The 17,504-nt window shown below is 71.9% G+C and carries 15 protein-coding genes; 5 read left to right on the top strand and 10 right to left on the bottom strand.

Annotated features, from left to right (window positions below):
• On the bottom strand, positions 1 to 2,151 hold the full coding sequence (locus Q9R19_RS10105) for an AAA family ATPase (protein WP_311256258.1): 2,151 nt from the start codon (positions 2,149 to 2,151) through the stop codon (positions 1 to 3).
• Between the two features lie 137 nt (positions 2,152 to 2,288).
• On the opposite strand from Q9R19_RS10105, the gene Q9R19_RS10100 reads away from it, so the two are divergent.
• Together Q9R19_RS10100 and Q9R19_RS10095 are read left to right on the top strand one after the other, a co-directional pair.
• On the top strand, positions 2,289 to 2,894 hold the full coding sequence (locus tag Q9R19_RS10100; RefSeq protein ID WP_311256257.1) for a hypothetical protein: 606 nt from the start codon (positions 2,289 to 2,291) through the stop codon (positions 2,892 to 2,894).
• A 9-nt stretch (positions 2,895 to 2,903) separates the two neighbouring features.
• On the top strand, positions 2,904 to 3,470 hold the full coding sequence (locus tag Q9R19_RS10095; RefSeq protein ID WP_311256256.1) for a TetR/AcrR family transcriptional regulator: 567 nt from the start codon (positions 2,904 to 2,906) through the stop codon (positions 3,468 to 3,470).
• A gap of 2 nt (positions 3,471 to 3,472) precedes the next feature.
• Here the strand turns inward: Q9R19_RS10095 and coaBC are convergent, their stop codons facing one another.
• Positions 3,473 to 4,678: a bifunctional phosphopantothenoylcysteine decarboxylase/phosphopantothenate--cysteine ligase CoaBC gene (gene coaBC, locus Q9R19_RS10090; RefSeq protein ID WP_311256255.1), complete on the bottom strand. Its 1,206-nt coding sequence runs from the start codon at positions 4,676 to 4,678 to the stop codon at positions 3,473 to 3,475.
• 175 nt (positions 4,679 to 4,853) lie between these two features.
• On the opposite strand from coaBC, the gene Q9R19_RS10085 reads away from it, so the two are divergent.
• Complete coding sequence (locus Q9R19_RS10085; RefSeq protein ID WP_311256254.1) at positions 4,854 to 5,543, top strand: NRDE family protein; 690 nt, start codon at positions 4,854 to 4,856, stop codon at positions 5,541 to 5,543.
• A gap of 55 nt (positions 5,544 to 5,598) precedes the next feature.
• Positions 5,599 to 6,114 carry a hypothetical protein gene (locus Q9R19_RS10080; protein WP_311256253.1) on the top strand — a complete coding sequence of 172 codons (516 nt, stop codon included), beginning with the start codon at positions 5,599 to 5,601 and terminating at the stop codon, positions 6,112 to 6,114.
• A gap of 16 nt (positions 6,115 to 6,130) precedes the next feature.
• On the opposite strand, the gene Q9R19_RS10075 is transcribed toward Q9R19_RS10080, so the two are convergent.
• Entirely contained in the window at positions 6,131 to 7,318 is a 1,188-nt protein-coding gene (locus tag Q9R19_RS10075; protein WP_311256252.1) for a glycosyltransferase, read from the bottom strand.
• 152 nt (positions 7,319 to 7,470) lie between these two features.
• On the opposite strand from Q9R19_RS10075, the gene Q9R19_RS10070 reads away from it, so the two are divergent.
• A complete protein-coding gene (locus tag Q9R19_RS10070; RefSeq protein ID WP_311256251.1) occupies positions 7,471 to 8,055 on the top strand; it encodes a hypothetical protein in 585 nt (194 codons plus the stop codon).
• A gap of 9 nt (positions 8,056 to 8,064) precedes the next feature.
• On the opposite strand, the gene Q9R19_RS10065 is transcribed toward Q9R19_RS10070, so the two are convergent.
• Genes Q9R19_RS10065 through Q9R19_RS10035 form a run of 7 tightly spaced genes read right to left on the bottom strand, consistent with a single transcriptional unit; the run spans position 8,065 to position 17,483 of the window.
• Positions 8,065 to 9,225, bottom strand: coding sequence for a M20/M25/M40 family metallo-hydrolase (locus Q9R19_RS10065; RefSeq protein ID WP_311256250.1), 1,161 nt, complete (start codon positions 9,223 to 9,225; stop codon positions 8,065 to 8,067).
• Positions 9,222 to 10,691: an amidohydrolase family protein gene (locus Q9R19_RS10060; RefSeq protein WP_311256249.1), complete on the bottom strand. Its 1,470-nt coding sequence runs from the start codon at positions 10,689 to 10,691 to the stop codon at positions 9,222 to 9,224. Before Q9R19_RS10060 ends, Q9R19_RS10065 begins: the two co-directional genes overlap by 4 nt.
• An 11-nt stretch (positions 10,692 to 10,702) precedes the next feature.
• The gene (locus Q9R19_RS10055; protein WP_311256248.1) at positions 10,703 to 12,139 is read right to left on the bottom strand and encodes a serine hydrolase domain-containing protein; all 1,437 of its coding nucleotides are present in this window, start codon (positions 12,137 to 12,139) and stop codon (positions 10,703 to 10,705) included.
• A complete protein-coding gene (locus Q9R19_RS10050) occupies positions 12,136 to 12,885 on the bottom strand; it encodes an ABC transporter ATP-binding protein (protein ID WP_311256247.1) in 750 nt (249 codons plus the stop codon). The genes Q9R19_RS10055 and Q9R19_RS10050 overlap by 4 nt, the downstream gene beginning before the upstream one ends.
• Positions 12,882 to 14,858, bottom strand: coding sequence for a dipeptide/oligopeptide/nickel ABC transporter permease/ATP-binding protein (locus tag Q9R19_RS10045; protein WP_311256246.1), 1,977 nt, complete (start codon positions 14,856 to 14,858; stop codon positions 12,882 to 12,884). The genes Q9R19_RS10050 and Q9R19_RS10045 overlap by 4 nt, the downstream gene beginning before the upstream one ends.
• Complete coding sequence (locus Q9R19_RS10040; protein ID WP_311256245.1) at positions 14,855 to 15,883, bottom strand: ABC transporter permease; 1,029 nt, start codon at positions 15,881 to 15,883, stop codon at positions 14,855 to 14,857. The genes Q9R19_RS10045 and Q9R19_RS10040 overlap by 4 nt, the downstream gene beginning before the upstream one ends.
• A gap of 10 nt (positions 15,884 to 15,893) precedes the next feature.
• A complete protein-coding gene (locus Q9R19_RS10035) occupies positions 15,894 to 17,483 on the bottom strand; it encodes an ABC transporter substrate-binding protein (RefSeq protein WP_311256244.1) in 1,590 nt (529 codons plus the stop codon).
• Between the last annotated feature and the right edge of the window lie 21 nt (positions 17,484 to 17,504).

The raw sequence follows: 17,504 nt of genomic DNA, 5'->3' as shown, positions 1-17,504 counted from the left end.
TCAGTCGGCTGTGGTCAGCACCAGGCCCGAACCGTCGGCCGCCACGTCCACGCGGACGGTGTCGCCGTCGTGCACGGCGCCCGCCAGCAGCGCGGTCGCCAGGCGGTTCTGCACCTCGGTCTGGATGAGCCGGCGCAGCGGCCGGGCGCCGAACACCGGGTCGTAGCCGCGCTCGGCGAGCCAGGAGCGGGCATCCGGGGTGACCGCCAGCGTGAGACGGCGATCGCCGAGGCGCCGCTGCAGGGCATCCACCGACAGCTCGACGATCTGCGCCAGGTCGTCCTGCGACAGCGCGGAGAACATCACGATGTCGTCGAGCCGGTTCAGGAACTCGGGCCGGAACGACTGGCGCACCAGCGTCATCACGGCATCCCGCTTGTCATCCGCCGACATGACCGGGTCGATCAGGATCGGCGAGCCGATGTTGCTGGTGAGGATCAGGATGACGTTCGAGAAGTCGACCGTGCGGCCCTGGCCGTCGGTGAGGCGACCGTCGTCGAGCACCTGCAGCAGCACGTCGAACACCTCGGGGTGCGCCTTCTCGACCTCATCCAGCAGCACCACGCTGTACGGGCGCCGGCGCACGGCCTCGGTGAGCTGTCCGCCCTGCTCATAACCGATGTACCCGGGAGGGGCGCCGACCAGCCGCGAGACGGAGTGCTTCTCGCCGTACTCGGACATGTCGATGCGCACCATGGCGTGCTCGTCGTCGAAGAGGAACTCGGCGAGCGCCTTGGCCAGCTCGGTCTTGCCGACGCCGGTGGGGCCGAGGAACAGGAACGATCCGGTCGGGCGGCCGGGGTCGCTGATGCCGGCGCGGGAGCGCCGCACGGCATCCGACACCGCCTTCACGGCGTCCTTCTGGCCGATCAGGCGCCTGCCCAGCTCGTTCTCCAGGTGCAGCAGCTTCTCGCTCTCGCCCTGCAGCAGACGCCCGACCGGAATGCCGGTCCATGCGGCGATCACGGCGGCGATGTCCTCGTCGGTGACCTGCTCGTTGACCATCCGACCCTCGGACGCGGTGGCTGCCTCGGCCTGCTCGGCCTCGGCGATCTCGGCCTGCAGGCGCTTGATGGTCTCGTACTCGAGCTTGGACGCCTTGGTGTAATCGGCCTCGCGCATGGCGAGGTCGCGCTGCGTCACCGCGTCGTCGAGCTGCTTCTTCAGCTCGCCCACGCGGTTCAGGCCGGACCGCTCACGCGCCCAGCGCTCCTCGAGCGCGGCCAGCTCCTTCTCGAGGCCGGCCAGCTGCTCGCGCAGGGTGGACAGCCGCTCCTTGGACGCGGCATCCTTCTCCTTCTTCAGCGCGAGCTCCTCGAGCTTCATCCGGTCGACCTGGCGCTTGAGCTCGTCGATCTCGACGGGCGAGGAGTCGATCTCCATCTTCAGGCGCGACATGGCCTCGTCGATCAGGTCGATGGCCTTGTCGGGCAGCTGCCGGCTGGGCAGGTAGCGGTTGGAGAGCGCGGCGGATGCCACCAGCGCGCTGTCTGAGATGGTCACCCCGTGGTGCGCCTCGTAGCGGCCCTTGAGTCCGCGCAGGATGGCGATGGTGTCCTCGACGGTCGGCTCGCCGACGTACACCTGCTGGAAGCGGCGCTCGAGCGCGGCATCCTTCTCGATGAACTCGCGGTACTCGTTGAGCGTGGTGGCGCCGATCATGCGCAGCTCGCCGCGGGCGAGCATGGGCTTGAGCATGTTGGATGCCGCCACCGACCCCTCCCCGCCGCCCGCGCCCATCAGCACGTGCAGCTCGTCGATGAAGGTGATGACCCTGCCGTCGGACTCGGTGATCTCCTTGAGCACGCTCTTCAGGCGCTCCTCGAACTGCCCGCGGTACATGGCGCCGGCGACGAGGGCGGAGATGTCCAGGGAGACGAGCTCCTTGTCCTTCAGGGATTCGGCGACGTCTCCCGCGACGATGCGCTGCGCGAGCCCCTCGACCACGGCGGTCTTGCCGACGCCGGGCTCCCCGATCAGGACGGGGTTGTTCTTGGTGCGCCGGGTGAGCACCTGGCTCACGCGGCGGATCTCGCTGTCGCGGCCGATCACCGGATCGAGCTTGCCCTGGCGGGCGCGATCGGTGAGGTTGATGCCGAACTGCTCGAGGGCGCTCTGCTGCTCTTCATTGCTCTGGGCGGGGTTGGTCATTCGATCCTCCTGAGGAGACTCCTTCAAAGTTGAGTGGTGTTGACTCAAGTTTAGCCACACATCCCCTTTTCAGGCAAAGCCTTCCCTTTCTGCCATACGCGCGTATAGTGATGGTCATACACTCGTATGGAGGAATCATGTCGAAGATCATCGGACTCGTCGGGATGCTCGCCCCGCTCGCCGCCCTGGCCGTGCTGATCGTGCACCGCCGCCGCGCGCCCATTCCGGCCGCGATCGGCATGGCCGGCGCGGCGCTCGCGAGCCTCGGCACCGTCGCGGAATTCCTCAGCGAGCGGGCCGCGTGGTTCGGGAGCGACGGGATGGAGGGTGTGCTCGAACGTCTGGAGGGATGGGGGCTGCTCCGCTTCGGACTGGTGGCGGGCGGTCTCGTCCTGCTGCTCGTCGCCGTCTGCGTCGGCCCCGGGCGTGCCGTTCCCCGGTTCCCTCTCGCCCTCGGGGGCGCGACCGCCGCCGCCCTCGGCATCGCGATGCGTCTCATGCCGCTCGACCTCGGCGACCTCGAGGGCGCCACGCGCTTCTTCGCCGTGATGGCACTCGACACCCTGCAGTTCGGCCTGCTCGGCGCCGGAATCCTGCTGGTGGCGATCGCGGTCGTCAGTGGCCGCGATGCCGACCCGGAGCCGCTGCACGGCGTGATCCGCATCGCACGGAGGGCGTACGGCGAACTGCGGCGCCCGCGTGCCGAACAGCATCCCGGCCGGCGAGACGACGCTCGTCGGTAGCATCGAAGGATGTCCCGCGAGAGCATGCTCGATCACGTCGTCGACGTCATCGCCGCCGACGGGATGGCGGGGCTCAGCATCCGCACCGTCGCCGCCCGAGCCGGAGTCGCGATCGGCACCGTGCAGCACTGGTTCCCGACCAAGCAGGCCATGCTGCTGGCGGCGATGGACCGCACCGCCCGGATCGCGGAGCAGGCATCGGCCGCACGGCTCTCGCTGGCGGATCCCGCCGACCGGGTGCGCGCCGTCGCCGAGCTGCTCGTCCCCGCTGACCCCTCCAGTCCCGTCTCCCGCGTCTGGATCGCGTTCGCCGCGCACGCGGTGGCGGACGCCGAGGTGCGCGCCCGCTACGAGCAGCTCTGGGCCCGGACCCACGCCGGAGTCGTCGGGCTGCTGGCATCCGCAGCCCCGAGCGCTGCGGCATCCGCCCTGGACGACGCGGCCGGCGAACTGCTGGCCCTGGCCGACGGCCTGACCATCGCCGTGCTCGACGAGCCCGGCCGGATGCCGCCGGCACGCGCCGCGGCGCTCATCCGCCGCCGGGTCGACGCGTTCCTCGCCGAACTCGGCGGCTGAGCTCAGCCGAGGTTCGCGGCGATCACGTCCCAGATGTCGTCGGCGACGGCGCGCTTGGAGCCGGAGGACTTCGCCACGATGGCTCCCGCCTCGCCGATCACCTGCACGGCGTTCTCGGAGGTCTCGAAGCCGCGCCCCCAGCCCACCTCGTTCACGACCAGCAGGTCGACGCCCTTGCGCTCGCGTTTGCGGCGAGCGCGGGCGATCATCTCCTCGCCGTCCTGCGGGGTCTCCGCGGCGAACCCGACGACGATCTGGCCGGGATGCCGGCGGGCAGCCAGCGACGCTGCGATGTCCTCGTTCTGCACCAGCTCGATGCTCTCCAGCGCTCCGGACTCCTTGGTGAGCTTGCGCTCGGCGACCTCCGCGGGCCGGTAGTCGGCGACCGCGGCGGCCATCACGATCACGGCGGCGTCCTCGGCCGCCCGGCGCATCGCGTCGCCGAGCTCGGCGGCGGTGCCGGCGTGCTCGATTCGGATGAGCGGATGATGCCCGGCATCCGCCATCACACCACCATCGATGTGCGCGGCGACCAGCACGACCTCCGCGCCTCGATCCGCCGCGGCGAGCGCGAGCGCGACACCCTGCCTGCCGCTGGATCGGTTGCCCAGAAAGCGCACCGGGTCCAGCGGCTCGCGGGTGCCCCCGGCCGAGACGACGACGCGCAGACCGTCCAGGTCGCGGTCGCCGATCAGCGCGAGCGCCCGCTCCGCGATCTGCTCGGGCTCCAGCATCCGCCCCGGCCCGGAGTCGCCGCCGGTCAGCTCACCCTCAGCGGGGCCGAGGATCGCGACGCCGCGCTCGCGCAGCACGGCGATGTTCGCCTGCGTGGCCGGATGCCGCCACATCTCGGTGTGCATCGCGGGGGCGATCGCAACGGGCGCGGTGGTGGCGAGCAGCGTCGTGCCGAGCAGGTCATCGGCCAGGCCGGCGGCCATCTTGGCGATCGTGTTCGCGGTCGCCGGCGCGACGATCACCAGCTCGGCCGCTTGGCCGAGGGCGACGTGCCGCACCTTCGCGACGTCGTCGTGCACGCTGGTGGTGACCGCGTTGCGGCTGATCGCCTCCCAGGTGGGCAGGCCGACGAAACGCAGCGCGTCGTCGGTGGGGATCACGGTCACGTCGTGCCCGCCTTTGATCAGCAGGCGCACGAGGTGCACCGTCTTGTACGCGGCGATGCCGCCCGTGACTCCGACGACGATGTTCACGGTTCGATTCTGCCCCAACGGCACGCGGCAAGGTCGGTCGGCCGCCATAACTCCGGAGAACCAGCCCATTTGCGAGCATTCCGGCCCGTAATCACCCCAGAACCGTGCAGATCTCCGGAGTTATGGCGCAGGCTCGCGTATGACCGCCGCGTGCGCACCGCCCTAGACTGGCGCCGTGTGCACGGTGGTGATCGATGTGTCGGAGGCCGGTGCGCGGCTGCTGGCCGTGCGCGACGAGGACCCGTCGCGCCCGTGGGACGATCTGGGCGCTTGGTGGCCGAACCAGCACCCGGGTGTGGTCGGCATTCGGGATCGCCGAGCGGGCGGTGCCTGGCTGGCGATCGACCCGGGCACCCGCCGGCTCGCCGTGCTGCTCAACCGTGCCGACATCCTGGATCTGCCGGAAGCGGACGTGCTCTCACGCGGCTCGCTCGCGCTGGAGTCGGTGGTGGGGCGGTCGCCGCGTGCACCGCTGCGGATGCACGGCTTCAACCTGCTCGAGGTCACGCCGTCCGCCTCGCGGGTGCTGCACTGGGACGGCGCGACGCTGCGCGAGACCCCGGTGCCGCACGGCGTGCACATGATCGCCCACGACGACCTGGACGACCCGCGCACGGCACGCATCGGAATGTGGCTGCCGCGCTTCACCGCCGCCGCCACGGATGCCGGCGACTGGGCCGAGCGGTGGGTCGCGCTGCTCGCCGAGAGCGCCCGCCTCTCCCCCGCGGATGATCGGGCGATCATCCGCGACAACAACGCGCACGGCTACCCGACCGAGTCGCTGCTGTACTGCACGGCTGAGGTCTCGGCGGATGCCGTGGACGTGCACTCCCACGTGCTCGCCGAGCCCGGCCACTGGAACTGAACCGCGACCGGTTCGGCGGGTTCGCCCGCGGAGGTTCTGCCGTAGTCTCGATCGCATGAGCGACCCCCAGCAGGCCCAGCCCGAGCAGGCCCAGCCCCAGCAGCCGCACCAGACCGAGTACGCGCAGCCGCCCTACGTGCAGCCGGCGCAGCAGGGCTACCCGCAGCAGTCCTACCCTCAGCAGACGTACGCGCAGGGCTACCCGCAGCAGGGCTACCCGCAGCAGTCGTACCCGCAGCAGGGCTACGCCGCGCCCGCATCCGCCGGGTCACTGGGGCGCACCGCCTTCATCATCGCCCTCGTCGCCGCGGGCATCGGACTGATCTTCACGCTGATCACGCCGATCGTGATCATGAATCTGCGCGGGCAGTACGGCCTGTACGAGACGGTCTCGATCGCGCGGTCGCTGCTGGGGCTGGTGCTCGGCGCAATCGCACTGATCCTGGGGCTGATCGCGGCCCGCCGCGGCGCTCAGCCCGTGCTGGCCGGGGTCGCGATCGGCATCGGCGGCATAGAGGTGCTCAGCACCGTGCTCGGGTTCGTGACGAACCTGATGTACGGCCTGCTGTGATCACCCGCAGCGCCCGTCACTGCGGAAGCGGCTCGTCGCGGTAGAGCGCCTCGAAGGTGTCGAGGGTGCGGGTGATGTCGTGCACGGCCACACCGTCCAGTGAGGCGCGCTGCATCCGCTCGTACTCCTCGGGCGCGGCCGTGAGCACGCGGGTGAGCTTGTCGACGAGGTCGTCGACGTTCCCCGGCTCGAACAGGTAGCCGTTCTCGCCGTCGTGCACGAGGTGCGGCAGGGCGACGGCATCGGCTCCGACGACGGGCAGGGCGGATGCCATGGCCTCCATCGTCACGATCGACTGCAGCTCGGCGATCGACGCGATGGCGAACACGGACGCCTGCGAGTACAGCTCGCGCAGCTGCTCGTCGGTGACCCGCCCGTGGAAGGTGACGCGGTCCTCGAGGCCCAGCTGCGCGGTCAGTGCCTCCAGCGCCTTGCGCTGGTCGCCACCCCCTGCGATGTCGAAGTGCGCGTCCAGCGCCGGGTCGAGCTTCGCCAGGGCGTGCAGCACGACGTCGACCTTCTTCTCGCCGGTGAGGCGCCCGACGAACAGGATGCGATTGCGCTCGCGCGGGCCGATGACCGGGGTGTAGTTGCGGCGGTCGATGCCGCAGCTGACCGGCACCACCCCGGAGATGTCGATCGTGCGCTCGAGGAAGTCGGCGGCCTTGCGGGTGGGGGTGGTCACCGCGCGGGTGAGGCCGAAGGTGCGCTCGGCGTCGTCCCAGGCGAGCTTGAGCACGATCCGGTTGATGAAGTCGGGCATGGTGGTGTGGTCGAGGATGTTCTCGGCCATGACGTGATTGGTCGCCACCACCGGGATGCCGCGCTGGTGCGCGATCCGCGCGAGACCACGGCCGATCACGATGTGCGACTGGATGTGCACGACGTCCGGCTGCACCTCGTCGAGCACCTTGCGGGCGTAGTGCTTCGAGCGCCACGGCCACACGAACCGCAGCCAGTCGTGCGGCAGCCAGCGCACGGCCGGCAGGCGGTGCATGGTCAGCGGCTCGCCCTCGATGATCTCGGTGTGCGTCGCGGAGCGCCGGTAGGCGGTGTTCGGCGCCACGACGTGCACGTCGTGACCGCGCTCGACCAGGCCTGCTGCGAGGCGCTCGGCGAACCGGGCGGCGCCGTTGATGTCGGGCGCGAACGTGTCGCAGCCGATGAGGATCTTCAACGGCCGGCGATCGTCGGAGGATGTCACGGAGGGGCTGCCTATCTGTAGCGCTCGGAGAGACCTCGTGGGGCGTTTCGGGCGCTGGCAACTCTACCCGAGCGCACCCGGTCGAGCGCGGAGGCGGCGGGCTGGGAATCCGCTCCCAGCGCTTCCTGGGCGAGCGGCCGTACCGTGGTGGCATGCGCCTGATCTCCTCCGCCGACCCGTCGCTGTGGATCCCGGTCACCGGCTCGCTCGGATTCACCGGACGACGCCACCGCAAGGCCGCGATCCGGATGCTGATGGCCCAGGCCGGCGCCGGCATCGGACGCGACTCGCTCCCGGGAGCCCGGTTCGGCAGCTGGCTGGCCAGCCAGGCCATCCCGCTGGCGATGCGCCGAGCGGACGGCCGGGTGCTGGCGTGGACCTGGAGAGCCGAGCCCGAGCTGGTCGTGGCGATGGCGACCGCGCAGGAGCTCACCCCGCACCTGCGCATGGCGCGCGCGTCGATGCCGATGGAGTACGACGACACCGAGGACTTCCCCACCCCGCTGGGCGTGGGAGAGAAGCTGCTCATGGCGATGCCGGCCCGACCGGCATCCCCGCCGTCGGCGACGTACACGTGGGACACCGGAACGCATCTGATCACGCTCACCGCCGTGTGCGGCGACCGCGAGCGCTTCGGAACGCTCGAGCGTGCGCTGGATGACCTCGCCCGCAGCATCCGCATCGCCGACGACGTCACCGGCGGCGAGTCGAACGTGCTGCGGCTGCCACCCGCCTGAGCGCGGCGTTCAGGCGTCGGGTGCGGCCAGCGCCCGCTGGATCAGCTCCGCCAGCAGCGCCGTGCGCCCGGGGATCTCGCCGACGATGACGTGCTCGTCGTCGGCGTGCGCCCCGCCGCCAACGGCGCCCAGTCCGTCGAGCGTGGGAACCCCCATCCCGGCGGTGAAGTTGCCGTCGGACGCGCCGCCGACGGTCACGTCGTGCAGCGCGGGCAGACCCAGCCGCTGCGCCGCCGCGGTCGCCTCGGACCACAGCCGCTGCGACGACGCCGGCTCCAGCGGCGGACGGTTGATTCCGCCCTGCACCTCGATCGTGCATCCGGCCGCGGGCGGGAGGGCGCGGATCGCGGCATCCACCCGACGCTGCTCGGCGGCGGTGAGGGCGCGCACGTCCACGCTGAACTCCGCGCCGTCGGGCACCGTGTTGGTCGTGCGGCCGCTGCGGGCCACCGTCGGGGTGACGGTGGTCTCCGCCTCGGCATCCGCCAGCGCGGCAACGGCGAGCACCTGATGCGCGAGCTCGACGGTGGCGTTGCGACCGCGCAGCGGCTCCAGGCCGGCGTGCGCCGCCCGGCCGGTGATCCCGATCCGGTACAGCGATACGCCCTTGCGGCCGGTCTTGATGGCACCGCCGTCGCCGGATGCCTCGAGCACCAGGGCCGCACGGCATCCGGCCGCCTCCTGCTCGATGAGCGCGCGCGAGCTGGGCGAGCCGAGCTCCTCGTCACCGGTGACCAGCAGGGTGATCGCCGCGTCCGGCCGCGCGGCGAACCCGGCCGCGACGTGCGCCGCCGCGTGCAGGGCCATCACCAGGCCGGTGAGCATGTCGAAGCATCCCGGTCCGCGCATCACGCCGTCAGCGATCCCGAAGGGATGCGTCTGCAGCGAGCCGATCGGCCACACCGTGTCGTGATGCGCGAGCAGCAGCACCCTGGCTGCACCCGGGTCGCGCGCACCGAGCCGCCAGCGCAGATGCACGCAGCCGTCGATCACGATGCGCTCGGGCTGCACACCCAGGAGCCGCGCGCCGATCGCCGACACGACGCCGGCCGAGCGCTCCACCGCCTCGGCATCCGCGGACGGCGACTCGCAGCGCACCAGCCGCTCGATGTCGGTCAGCATCGTCGGCAACGCGTCGCGTGCCCAGGCCACCGTGGGATGCACGCTCACCGGACTCGCCCGCGCAGGCCGCGCCCCGGATAGGCGTCCCCCACGAGGTCGCCGTCGCGCACCACGAACTCGCCGTCGACGAGCAGCTGCTCGATGCCGACGGACGTGCGCGTCGGGTCCTGGAACGTCGCGCGATCGCTCACGCGCTGCGGATCGATCACCACCAGATCGGCGTCGGCTCCCACCGACAGCCTTCCCTTGCGCGTGAAGTCGGGCACCAGGTCGGCCAGCACCCCGGCCGGCAGCAGGCTGCAGCGCCGGAACGCCTCCGTCCAGCTCCACAGCCCGTGCTCGCGCACCATCACCCGCAGCGACCGAGCGAACGTGCCCGCCGTGCGCGGGTGGGTCTGCCCGCCCTCCGGCAGCGGCCATTCGCGCGACTCCGTGGCGCCGTCCGGCCACTCCACGTGCATGGCGTCCGAGGCGACGATGCCGTCGGGGTACTCCAGCGATCGGCGCAGCAGCTCGGCATCCGCGTCGTCGCGCTCGTCGAGGAACTCGACCACGCACACCGCACCGGGATCGACCGCCCGCAGCTCGCGCAGCCGTGCGGCGTCGGCGACCCGTTCCCCCGTGCCCAGCAGCACGAGGTTCTGCGGGCGCACCCCCCAGGCGGGAAGCCGCTCGGGGGCGAGGAAGGCCGCGCCGATGCCGGTGCTGCCCGCCCCGTAGGGATACGTCTCCACCGTGATCGCCGCACCGCCGCTGCGCGCGGCGTCGATGGTGCCCAGCGTGCGCTCGATGTGCCGGCGCGACGTGCTGTTGACGTGACAGTGGTGCACGCGGCCGCCGAAGTCCATCGCCGCCTGCGCGGCCTCGAGCGTTCCGTCGATCGGGGTGGACGGGTCGGCCTCGACGATCTCGCGCACGTGCGTGAAGGTGGGTGCGCCCATCGCCGCGGCCAGGCGCGAGGTGGCGCGGTACTCCTCGGGATCGGTGCCGGGTGCGTATCCCATCAGGATGCCGATGCCCAGCGCGCCGTCGGCGAGCTCGCTCTCCAGCCGTCCCAGCCAGCCGCGCAGCTGCGCGGGCGTCGAGTCCGACTGCCACGCCGCCTCTCCGAGCATGGCGAGGGATCCGGCCAGGTCGGCGCCGTCGAAGCGCCAGCCCAGCAGCTCCTCGGCCCTGGCCAGCCCCCACGACGCGGAGAAGCCGTAGTTCAACGGCCGTCCCTCATCGGCGGCGCGCTCGTACGCGCGAGCGACCGGCAGCAGGCCGGCCTCCAGCTCCAGCGCCGTGGTCACGCCGTCCATCGCCTGCAGACGCTGACCGGCGATGCTGTTCACGTGGCTGTGCAGGTCGATGAAGCCCGGCCCGACGACGCGGCCGCTCACGTCGACGACCGTGTCGGCGGCATCCATCGGCAGGTCGCCGATCGCGGTGACCGTGCCGTCGCGCACGAGCACGTCGGCGACCTCGTCGCGGCCGGATTCCGGATCGATCACCCGCCCCCGCGAGAGCAGCACGGACCCCACGGTCAGGAGACCTTCGGCGTCGCGCGCGCCCCGAAGTGCACGTACTCCTCGCCGGTGGGCAGCGTGTAGAACTTCACGCCCATCCAGGTCTCCGTCCCCGGTGCCCGCGTGGCGAACAGGCCGGGCTCGACGGCGTGCAGCGGGAAGTCGGTCACCTCCGACTCGCCGTCGTCGATGCTCCAGGTCGAGATCGCGCGCAGGATGGGCTGCTCGCCCGGCTCCTGCGCGGGGAGCACCTCCATGCGCACTGACGCGCGCTCGTAGGCACCGAGGTACGGCGTGACGTCGGCCACGGCATCCGGCGAGGGCTCGAGCGTGCCCGCCATGCGCACCCCGGCGAGCTCGTCGAAGATCTCGCGATACAGGTCCATGTACAGGTCGCGGGTGTGTCCGCCGTTGGTGAGCAGCGTGACCGCCAGGCCCTGCTCGGGGAGCAGGCGCAGGAACGCCGCCTGCCCGATCGTGTTGCCGTCGTGGCCGATTAGGCGGTCGCCGTTCCAGCCGAAGCGGATCCAGCCCAGCCCCCACGAGTCGCCCAGCGAGTGCTTCTCGGGAACGTCGGCGTGCAGCGCCTGCATGTCGGCGACCAGCGCGTCGGACAGCACCCGGGTGCCGTCCGCGGCGACACCGCCGGCCAGGTGCATCCGGGCGAACGCGAGCACGTCGGAGGCACGGCTGGTGATCAGCCCGGCGGGGCCGAGCGGGCGGGGCAGCATCCACGCCGGTGCCACCTGCGGCGGGCCGTCCGGGCCGTCGGGGCCGTCGACGTGCCCGACCGCCACCGGGCGCAGGATGGCATCCTCGGGCAGGGTCACCGTGTCGGTGAGTCCCAGCGGCTCGTACAGGCGCTCGCGCATCGCGGCATCCCACGTCTTGCCGGTGAGCACCTCGATCAGCCGGCCGACGACCACGAACCCGGCGTTGCAGTACGACCAGGTCGCGCCGATCGGATGGTTCTGGGTCTGCTGCTCGAGCAGCCCCACGTACTTCTCGATGGTGTCGTCGCCGCGGCCGGTGTCGGTGAACACGTCGCCGTCGAGCCCGCTGGTGTGCGTGAGCAGGTGGCGCAGGGTCACCTGGGCTGCCACGTCCATGTCGGCCAGGCGGAAGTCGGGGAGCACCTCGATGATCGGCTGGTCGAGGCCGATCAGGCCCTCGTCCACCAGCTGCATGGCCACTGTGGCGGTCCACACCTTCGAGATCGAGCCGATCTGGAACACCGCGTCGTCGCGCACGGGGATCTGCGCGGGCACGTGCAGGTGGCCGGTCGAGACCACCACCTGCTCGTCGTCACGGCCCTGCGCGCCCACGCGCAGGATGCCCAGCTGCGCCCCGGGCACGCCGTGCGCGGCGGCGAGCTCGGCGAGCCGCTCTCGCCAGTGGTCGGCGTCGATGCGGACGGCGTCGGTGCGGACGGCGTCGACAGTGGTGTCGGTCATGATGCACTCCTCAGGGATTCGGGCACGGCGGCCAGAAGCTCGCGCGTGTAGGGGTGTTCGGGGGATTCCAGGATCTGCTCGACGGGGCCCTGCTCGACGATGCGCCCGCCGCGCATGACCGCGACGGTCGAGGCGACGTAGCGCACCACGGCGAGGTTGTGCGAGATGAACAGCATCGACAGGCCCAGCTCGCGCTGCAGGTCGCGCACCAGGTTGAGCACGGCGCCCTGCACCGACACGTCCAGCGCCGAGGTGATCTCGTCGGCGATGATCACCTCGGGCCGGGCGGCGAGGGCGCGGGCGATCGCCACGCGCTGGCGCTGGCCGCCGGACAGCTCGCTCGGCCGGGCGGCAGCACGGGCGGGGTCCAGGTGCACCAGCTCCAGCAGCCGCGAGATCTCCGCCGGGCGATCGGCGCGCGGCACCTCGGGCCCGAACGCCTCGGCGATCGACCGCGCGACGCTCATCCGCGGGTCGAGCGAGGACTGCGGGTCCTGGAACACCATCTGCACGCTGCGGCGCCCGCGGCGCGGCACGGGTGCGCCGTTGAGCAGGATGCTGCCGGATGCCGGCCTGGCCAGCCCCACGATGGCCCTGGCCACCGTGGACTTGCCCGACCCGGACTCGCCCACCAGGCCCACGACCTCGCCGTGCGGCACGGTCAGGCTCACGCCGTCGACGGCCACGGTCGCGTTCGCTCCGTGCCCGTACCGGACCACGAGGTCGTCGATGCTCAGTGCGCTCATCGGGTCGCGCTCCCCACACGGTCGGTCTCGGTGGTGGATGCCGTGGTCGCCGGCCGCACGGCATCCGAGATGCGTCCGGCATCCACCTGCCCGGGGAGCACGGGATTCCAGCACGCGACGCGGTGGCCGGGCGCCGCCTCGGCGAGCGCCGGATCCTCGGTGCGGCAGCGGTCGGTGGCGAACGGGCAGCGGGCCGCGTACGCGCAGCCGACCGGCACCTGCGACGGGTCGACCGGACGGCCGGGGATCGTCGCCAGCGGCAGGGTGCGGTCGGTGCGCATGTCGGGCACGGCGGCGATCAGCGCGCGGGTGTACGGATGCTGTGCGTCCTCGGCCAGCCGATCGGCCCGGAGCTCCTCCACGATGCGGCCCGCGTACATCACGACGATGCGGTCGCACACCGCTCTGACAACGGCCACGTCGTGGCTGATCAGCAGCAGGGCAGCGCCGTTCTCCGCCCGCACCCGGCCCAGCAGCTCGAGCACCTGCTTCTGCACGGTCACATCCAGCGCCGTCGTGGGCTCGTCGGCGATCACCAGGCGCGGTGCGGCCATCACGCCCATCGCGATCATCGCGCGCTGGCGCATGCCGCCCGAGAACTCGTGCGGGTACTGCCTGGCGCGGCGCTCGGGCTGCGAGATGCTCACGGCCCCCAGGCGCTGCACGGCCCGCTGCAGCGCCTGCTTCCACGACATCCCGCCGTGGAAGCGCGACACCTCCGCCAGCTGCACGCCCATGCGCATGGTGGGGTTGAACGAGGTCATCGGATCCTGGAAGACCATCGCGAGCGCGGTGCCCAGCAGCGCGCGTCGCTCGGCCGCCTCGCGAGGCGTGCGCGGTGCGACGGCGAGATCGGCGCCGGCGAAGCGGATCGCGTCGGCCTGCACGCGCAGCGGCTCCTCGACCAGCTGGGCGATGGCGAGCGCCGTGAGCGACTTGCCCGACCCGGACTCGCCGACGATGCCGACGGCGTCCTGCACGCCGATCCGCAGATCGACGCCGCGCACCGGGGCGGCGCCGCCCGGCAGCTCCACCCGCAGGTCGCGCACGTCGAGCACGGCTTCGGCGGCATCCGCGGCGGCAGCGGCGTCGGGGGCCGCATGGGTGCGCCTGCGCGCGGCCTGGCGGCGGACGCCGAGCAGAGCGCCGGGCATCGCGGCGACCGAGTAGACCTTGGCGAGCGCCTCGCCGGTGAGGTTGAACGCGAGGCCGGCGATGACCACCGCGATCCCAGGCGCGAGCGCAGCGAGCGGGTTGACGTAGATGCGGCCCAGGCCCTCGAGCATGAGACGGCCCCAGTCGTAGGCCGGCGCCTGCACGCCCAGCCCCAGGAAGGACAGGCCCGCGAAGGCCAGCAGGCAGCTGCCGGCGGCGATCGTGGCGTTGACGATCAGCGGCTCGGCGATGTTCGGCAGCACGTGACGGGTGAGCAGGCGCACCCGGCCGAGGCCGGAGATCCGCGCGGCGGCGATGTAGTCGCGATCGAGGATGCCGGCGATCAGGGTCTGGCAGAACCGGCCGAACGACGGGGCGCCGGCGATGCCGATCGCCCACATGGTGGACCACTCGCCCACGCCCAGCACGGTCGCCAGGAACAGTGCCAGCAGGATGCCGGGGAAGGCCACCGCGATGTTCACGACGGCGATCACGAGGCGCCCGCCGGCCCGCCCCAGCAGCAGCGGGGCCGCACCCAGGATGACGCCGATCACGAGGGCGATCCCCGTGGCGCCGAGCGCCAGCACGACCGTGAGCCGGGTGGCCACCAGCGTGCGCAGCAGCAGATCGCGCCCCACCGCGTCGGTGCCGATCGGATGCTGCGCCGACGGCGCCGCGTTGATGTCGGAGGTGTCCGTCTGCACGGCCGCCTCGCCCCACAGCAGCGGCGCGAGGACGGCGACCAGCAGCACGACGACGAGAGCGATGATCGCGCCCGCGGCGAGCGGACTGCGCAGCACGGCCAGACGGCGGGTCATGAGACGCCTCCCGCCTCGTCGAGGATGGTCGAGCGCGGATCGAGCACCGCCAGCGCGATGTCGACGACGGTGTTGGCCAGCAGCACGCCGACCCCGTAGACGAGCACGATGCCCTGCACGAGCTGATAGTCCTTGCCGAGGATGGACCCGGCCACCGTCGACCCGATGCCCGGCCAGGCGAACACGTTCTCGACCAGCACGGTCCCGGCCACCATGGAGCCGAGCAGCAGCCCGCCCAGCGTGAGCGAGGCGGTGACGGCGTTGGGGACGGCGTGCCGCAGCACGACCCGTCCCGGGGACAGTCGCTTGGCGCGCGCGGTGCGCACGTAGTCGGCATCCAGCGCGGCCAGCAGCTCGACCCGCACGATCCTGGCCAGGACGGCCGCCGGACCCACCGACAGGGCGATCACGGGGAGGATGTACGACTCCGCGCCGTCGGCGCCGGCCACCGGCAGCCACTTCAGTGTGACCGAGAAGATCCACACCAGGGCGACGCCGACCAGGAAGTCGGGAATGGTGCCGACGACCACGCTCGTCGACGCGAATCCCAGCTCCAGCCCCCGGCGGCGACCGCGGCGGGTGGCCACGGCGACGAGGGCCCCGAGCGGGATGGCGATGAGCACGGCGACCACGAAGCCTGCGACGCCCAGCGTCACGGTGGCCGGCAGCCGGTCGCCGATGATGTCGGCCACCGGCAGGCGGTACTGGATCGACATCCCGAGGTCGCCGGTGAAGATGCCGCCGAGAAAGCGGAGGTACTGCTCCCAGAGCGGATCGGCGAGCCCGAAGTTGCGCCTGGTCTGCTCGATGAGGGCGGGGGTCGCGGTCGGGCCGAGCGCGGCCCGCACCGGGTCGCCCGGCACCAGGTGGATCATCAGGAACGCGGCGGTCGCCAGCACCCACAGCGAGACCAGCAGCCGCCCGCCGCGACGGCCGGCGAACCGCAGCCACCGGTTGTGCAGCAGGGGCTGACGCGGCGTCCGCATGCCGGATGCGGACGCCGTCGTCTCGCTGAGGATCGCCACGTGGTTCCGATCAGCCGATGAGTCGGATGCTGGTCGGGACGATGGTATCGGCACCGGCGAACTCCGCGCCGGATGCGTACATCGGCAGCACGTTCAGACCGAAGGGCAGCACGTCGAGATTCTTCACCAGGGCCTTCTCGGCCTCGAACCAGGTGTCGCAGCCATCCGTGCCGGGCAGCGTCATCGCCTCAGCCGTCAGAGACGCGTACTCGTCGTTGCTGATCGAGGCGAAGTTCGTGCCGCCGTCCGCGGGCCCGGGCCCGGCGAGGAAGCCGAGCAGCTGATCGGGGCTGTTCACGTTCAGCGGCTCCCAGACGACATCCCAGGCTCCGCCGCCGAACAGCACGCCGGAGAGCTCGTCGGTCGGCATCGTGCGCACGTCCAGGTCGACGCCGAGCTTCTTCCACGCGGCGGTGACCAGTTCGGCGGCAGCGGCACCGCCCTGACCGAGCGAGGAGTCGTGGATGAACGCGATCGAGAGCGGCTGGCCGTCCTTCTGCCACCCGTCGCCGGAGCGCTCCCAGCCGGCCTGCTCCAGCGTGGCCGCGGCGTCATCGGCCGAGAACGCCGGGATCTCCGAGGTGAAGTCCCCGCCCACGCACGCTGCGGGCGCGGCGACGGCGAGCTGCGTGGCGCGCTTGCCCTTGCCCGACGAGATGACGTTCGCGAGCTCGTCCAGGTCGAGCGCCTGCGTGAGCGCGGTGCGCACGGCCAGGTCGGCGGTGAGGCGGCCGTCGGCCTGGTTGAACCACGTCTCGCCGATGACGGCCTCGCTGGAGACCGTCTCCTTGCCCGCCAGCCGATCGGCGTCGGGGCCGATGATCCGCGCGGCATTGATGTCGCCGGCCACCAGCAGGTTCGCCGCCGTGGTCTCGTTGGGGATCACCTTGAGGTCGACCACCGCCGGGGTGCCCGCCTGATCGGTGCCGGCGCCGTCCGGCCCCCACGCGTAGTCCTCGCGCACGGCGTAGGAGTAGTGGTCGTTCGACACGGCCTCGTCCAGGGTGAACGGTCCGGTGCCGTCGGTCGCCGTGACCAGTGTGCTGCGGTCGGCCAGGCCCGCGTCGCAGACCAGGCCGACGTTCGACAGCCCCTGCAGCACGAACGGCGAGGGCGAGGCCAGGGTGAGCGTCACGGTGCGGGCCGCGTCGTCGGCCGCCACCGTGACGCCGCCCGGCACGAATGCGCCCAGCAGCGGGCTCGCGTTGGCGGGGTCGGCGATGAAGTCGAGGTTGCCCTTGACGGTGGATGCCGTGAACTCGCTGCCGTCCGAGCAGGTGACGTCATCACGCAGGGTGAAGGTGACGGTCGTGCCGTCGACGTCCCACTTCTCCGCCAGCCCCGAGACGATCTCGCCCTCCTCGGTGGTGTTCACCAGCGGGTCGTACGCGAACCGCGACGCCGCGAGCGACGCGCTGGTGGCGCTGAGATGCGGGTCGAGCGAGCCGATGTCCGTCGAGATCGCGAGCACGAAGGTGCCGCCGTCGACGAAGTCGGTCTTCGGTGACCCGGCGTCGCCGGAGCAGGAGGTCAGCACCAGTGCGCCGGTCAGGGCCAGGCCGCTCAGAGCGAGGCCGCGCGTGCGGAGTCGGGCGATCATGATGTCTCGATTCGGGCTCGT

Origin of the sequence: Microbacterium sp. ARD32, from assembly GCF_031844385.1 — a bacterium.
Lineage (GTDB): Bacteria > Actinomycetota > Actinomycetes > Actinomycetales > Microbacteriaceae > Microbacterium.
The sequence above is the reverse complement of the archived record's forward strand: the minus strand, read 5'-3'. Positions and strand labels throughout refer to the sequence as shown.

Coding starts and splice junctions, on each gene's coding strand:
- Q9R19_RS10045 (WP_311256246.1), bottom strand. CDS start 14,858: ATGACCCGCCGTCTGGCCGTGCTGCGCAGTCCGCTCGCCGCGGGCGCG.
- Q9R19_RS10080 (WP_311256253.1), top strand. CDS start 5,599: ATGAGCGACCCCCAGCAGGCCCAGCCCGAGCAGGCCCAGCCCCAGCAG.
- Q9R19_RS10035 (WP_311256244.1), bottom strand. CDS start 17,483: ATGATCGCCCGACTCCGCACGCGCGGCCTCGCTCTGAGCGGCCTGGCC.
- Q9R19_RS10050 (WP_311256247.1), bottom strand. CDS start 12,885: ATGAGCGCACTGAGCATCGACGACCTCGTGGTCCGGTACGGGCACGGA.
- Q9R19_RS10105 (WP_311256258.1), bottom strand. CDS start 2,151: ATGACCAACCCCGCCCAGAGCAATGAAGAGCAGCAGAGCGCCCTCGAG.
- Q9R19_RS10100 (WP_311256257.1), top strand. CDS start 2,289: ATGTCGAAGATCATCGGACTCGTCGGGATGCTCGCCCCGCTCGCCGCC.
- Q9R19_RS10070 (WP_311256251.1), top strand. CDS start 7,471: ATGCGCCTGATCTCCTCCGCCGACCCGTCGCTGTGGATCCCGGTCACC.
- Q9R19_RS10055 (WP_311256248.1), bottom strand. CDS start 12,139: ATGACCGACACCACTGTCGACGCCGTCCGCACCGACGCCGTCCGCATC.
- Q9R19_RS10095 (WP_311256256.1), top strand. CDS start 2,904: ATGTCCCGCGAGAGCATGCTCGATCACGTCGTCGACGTCATCGCCGCC.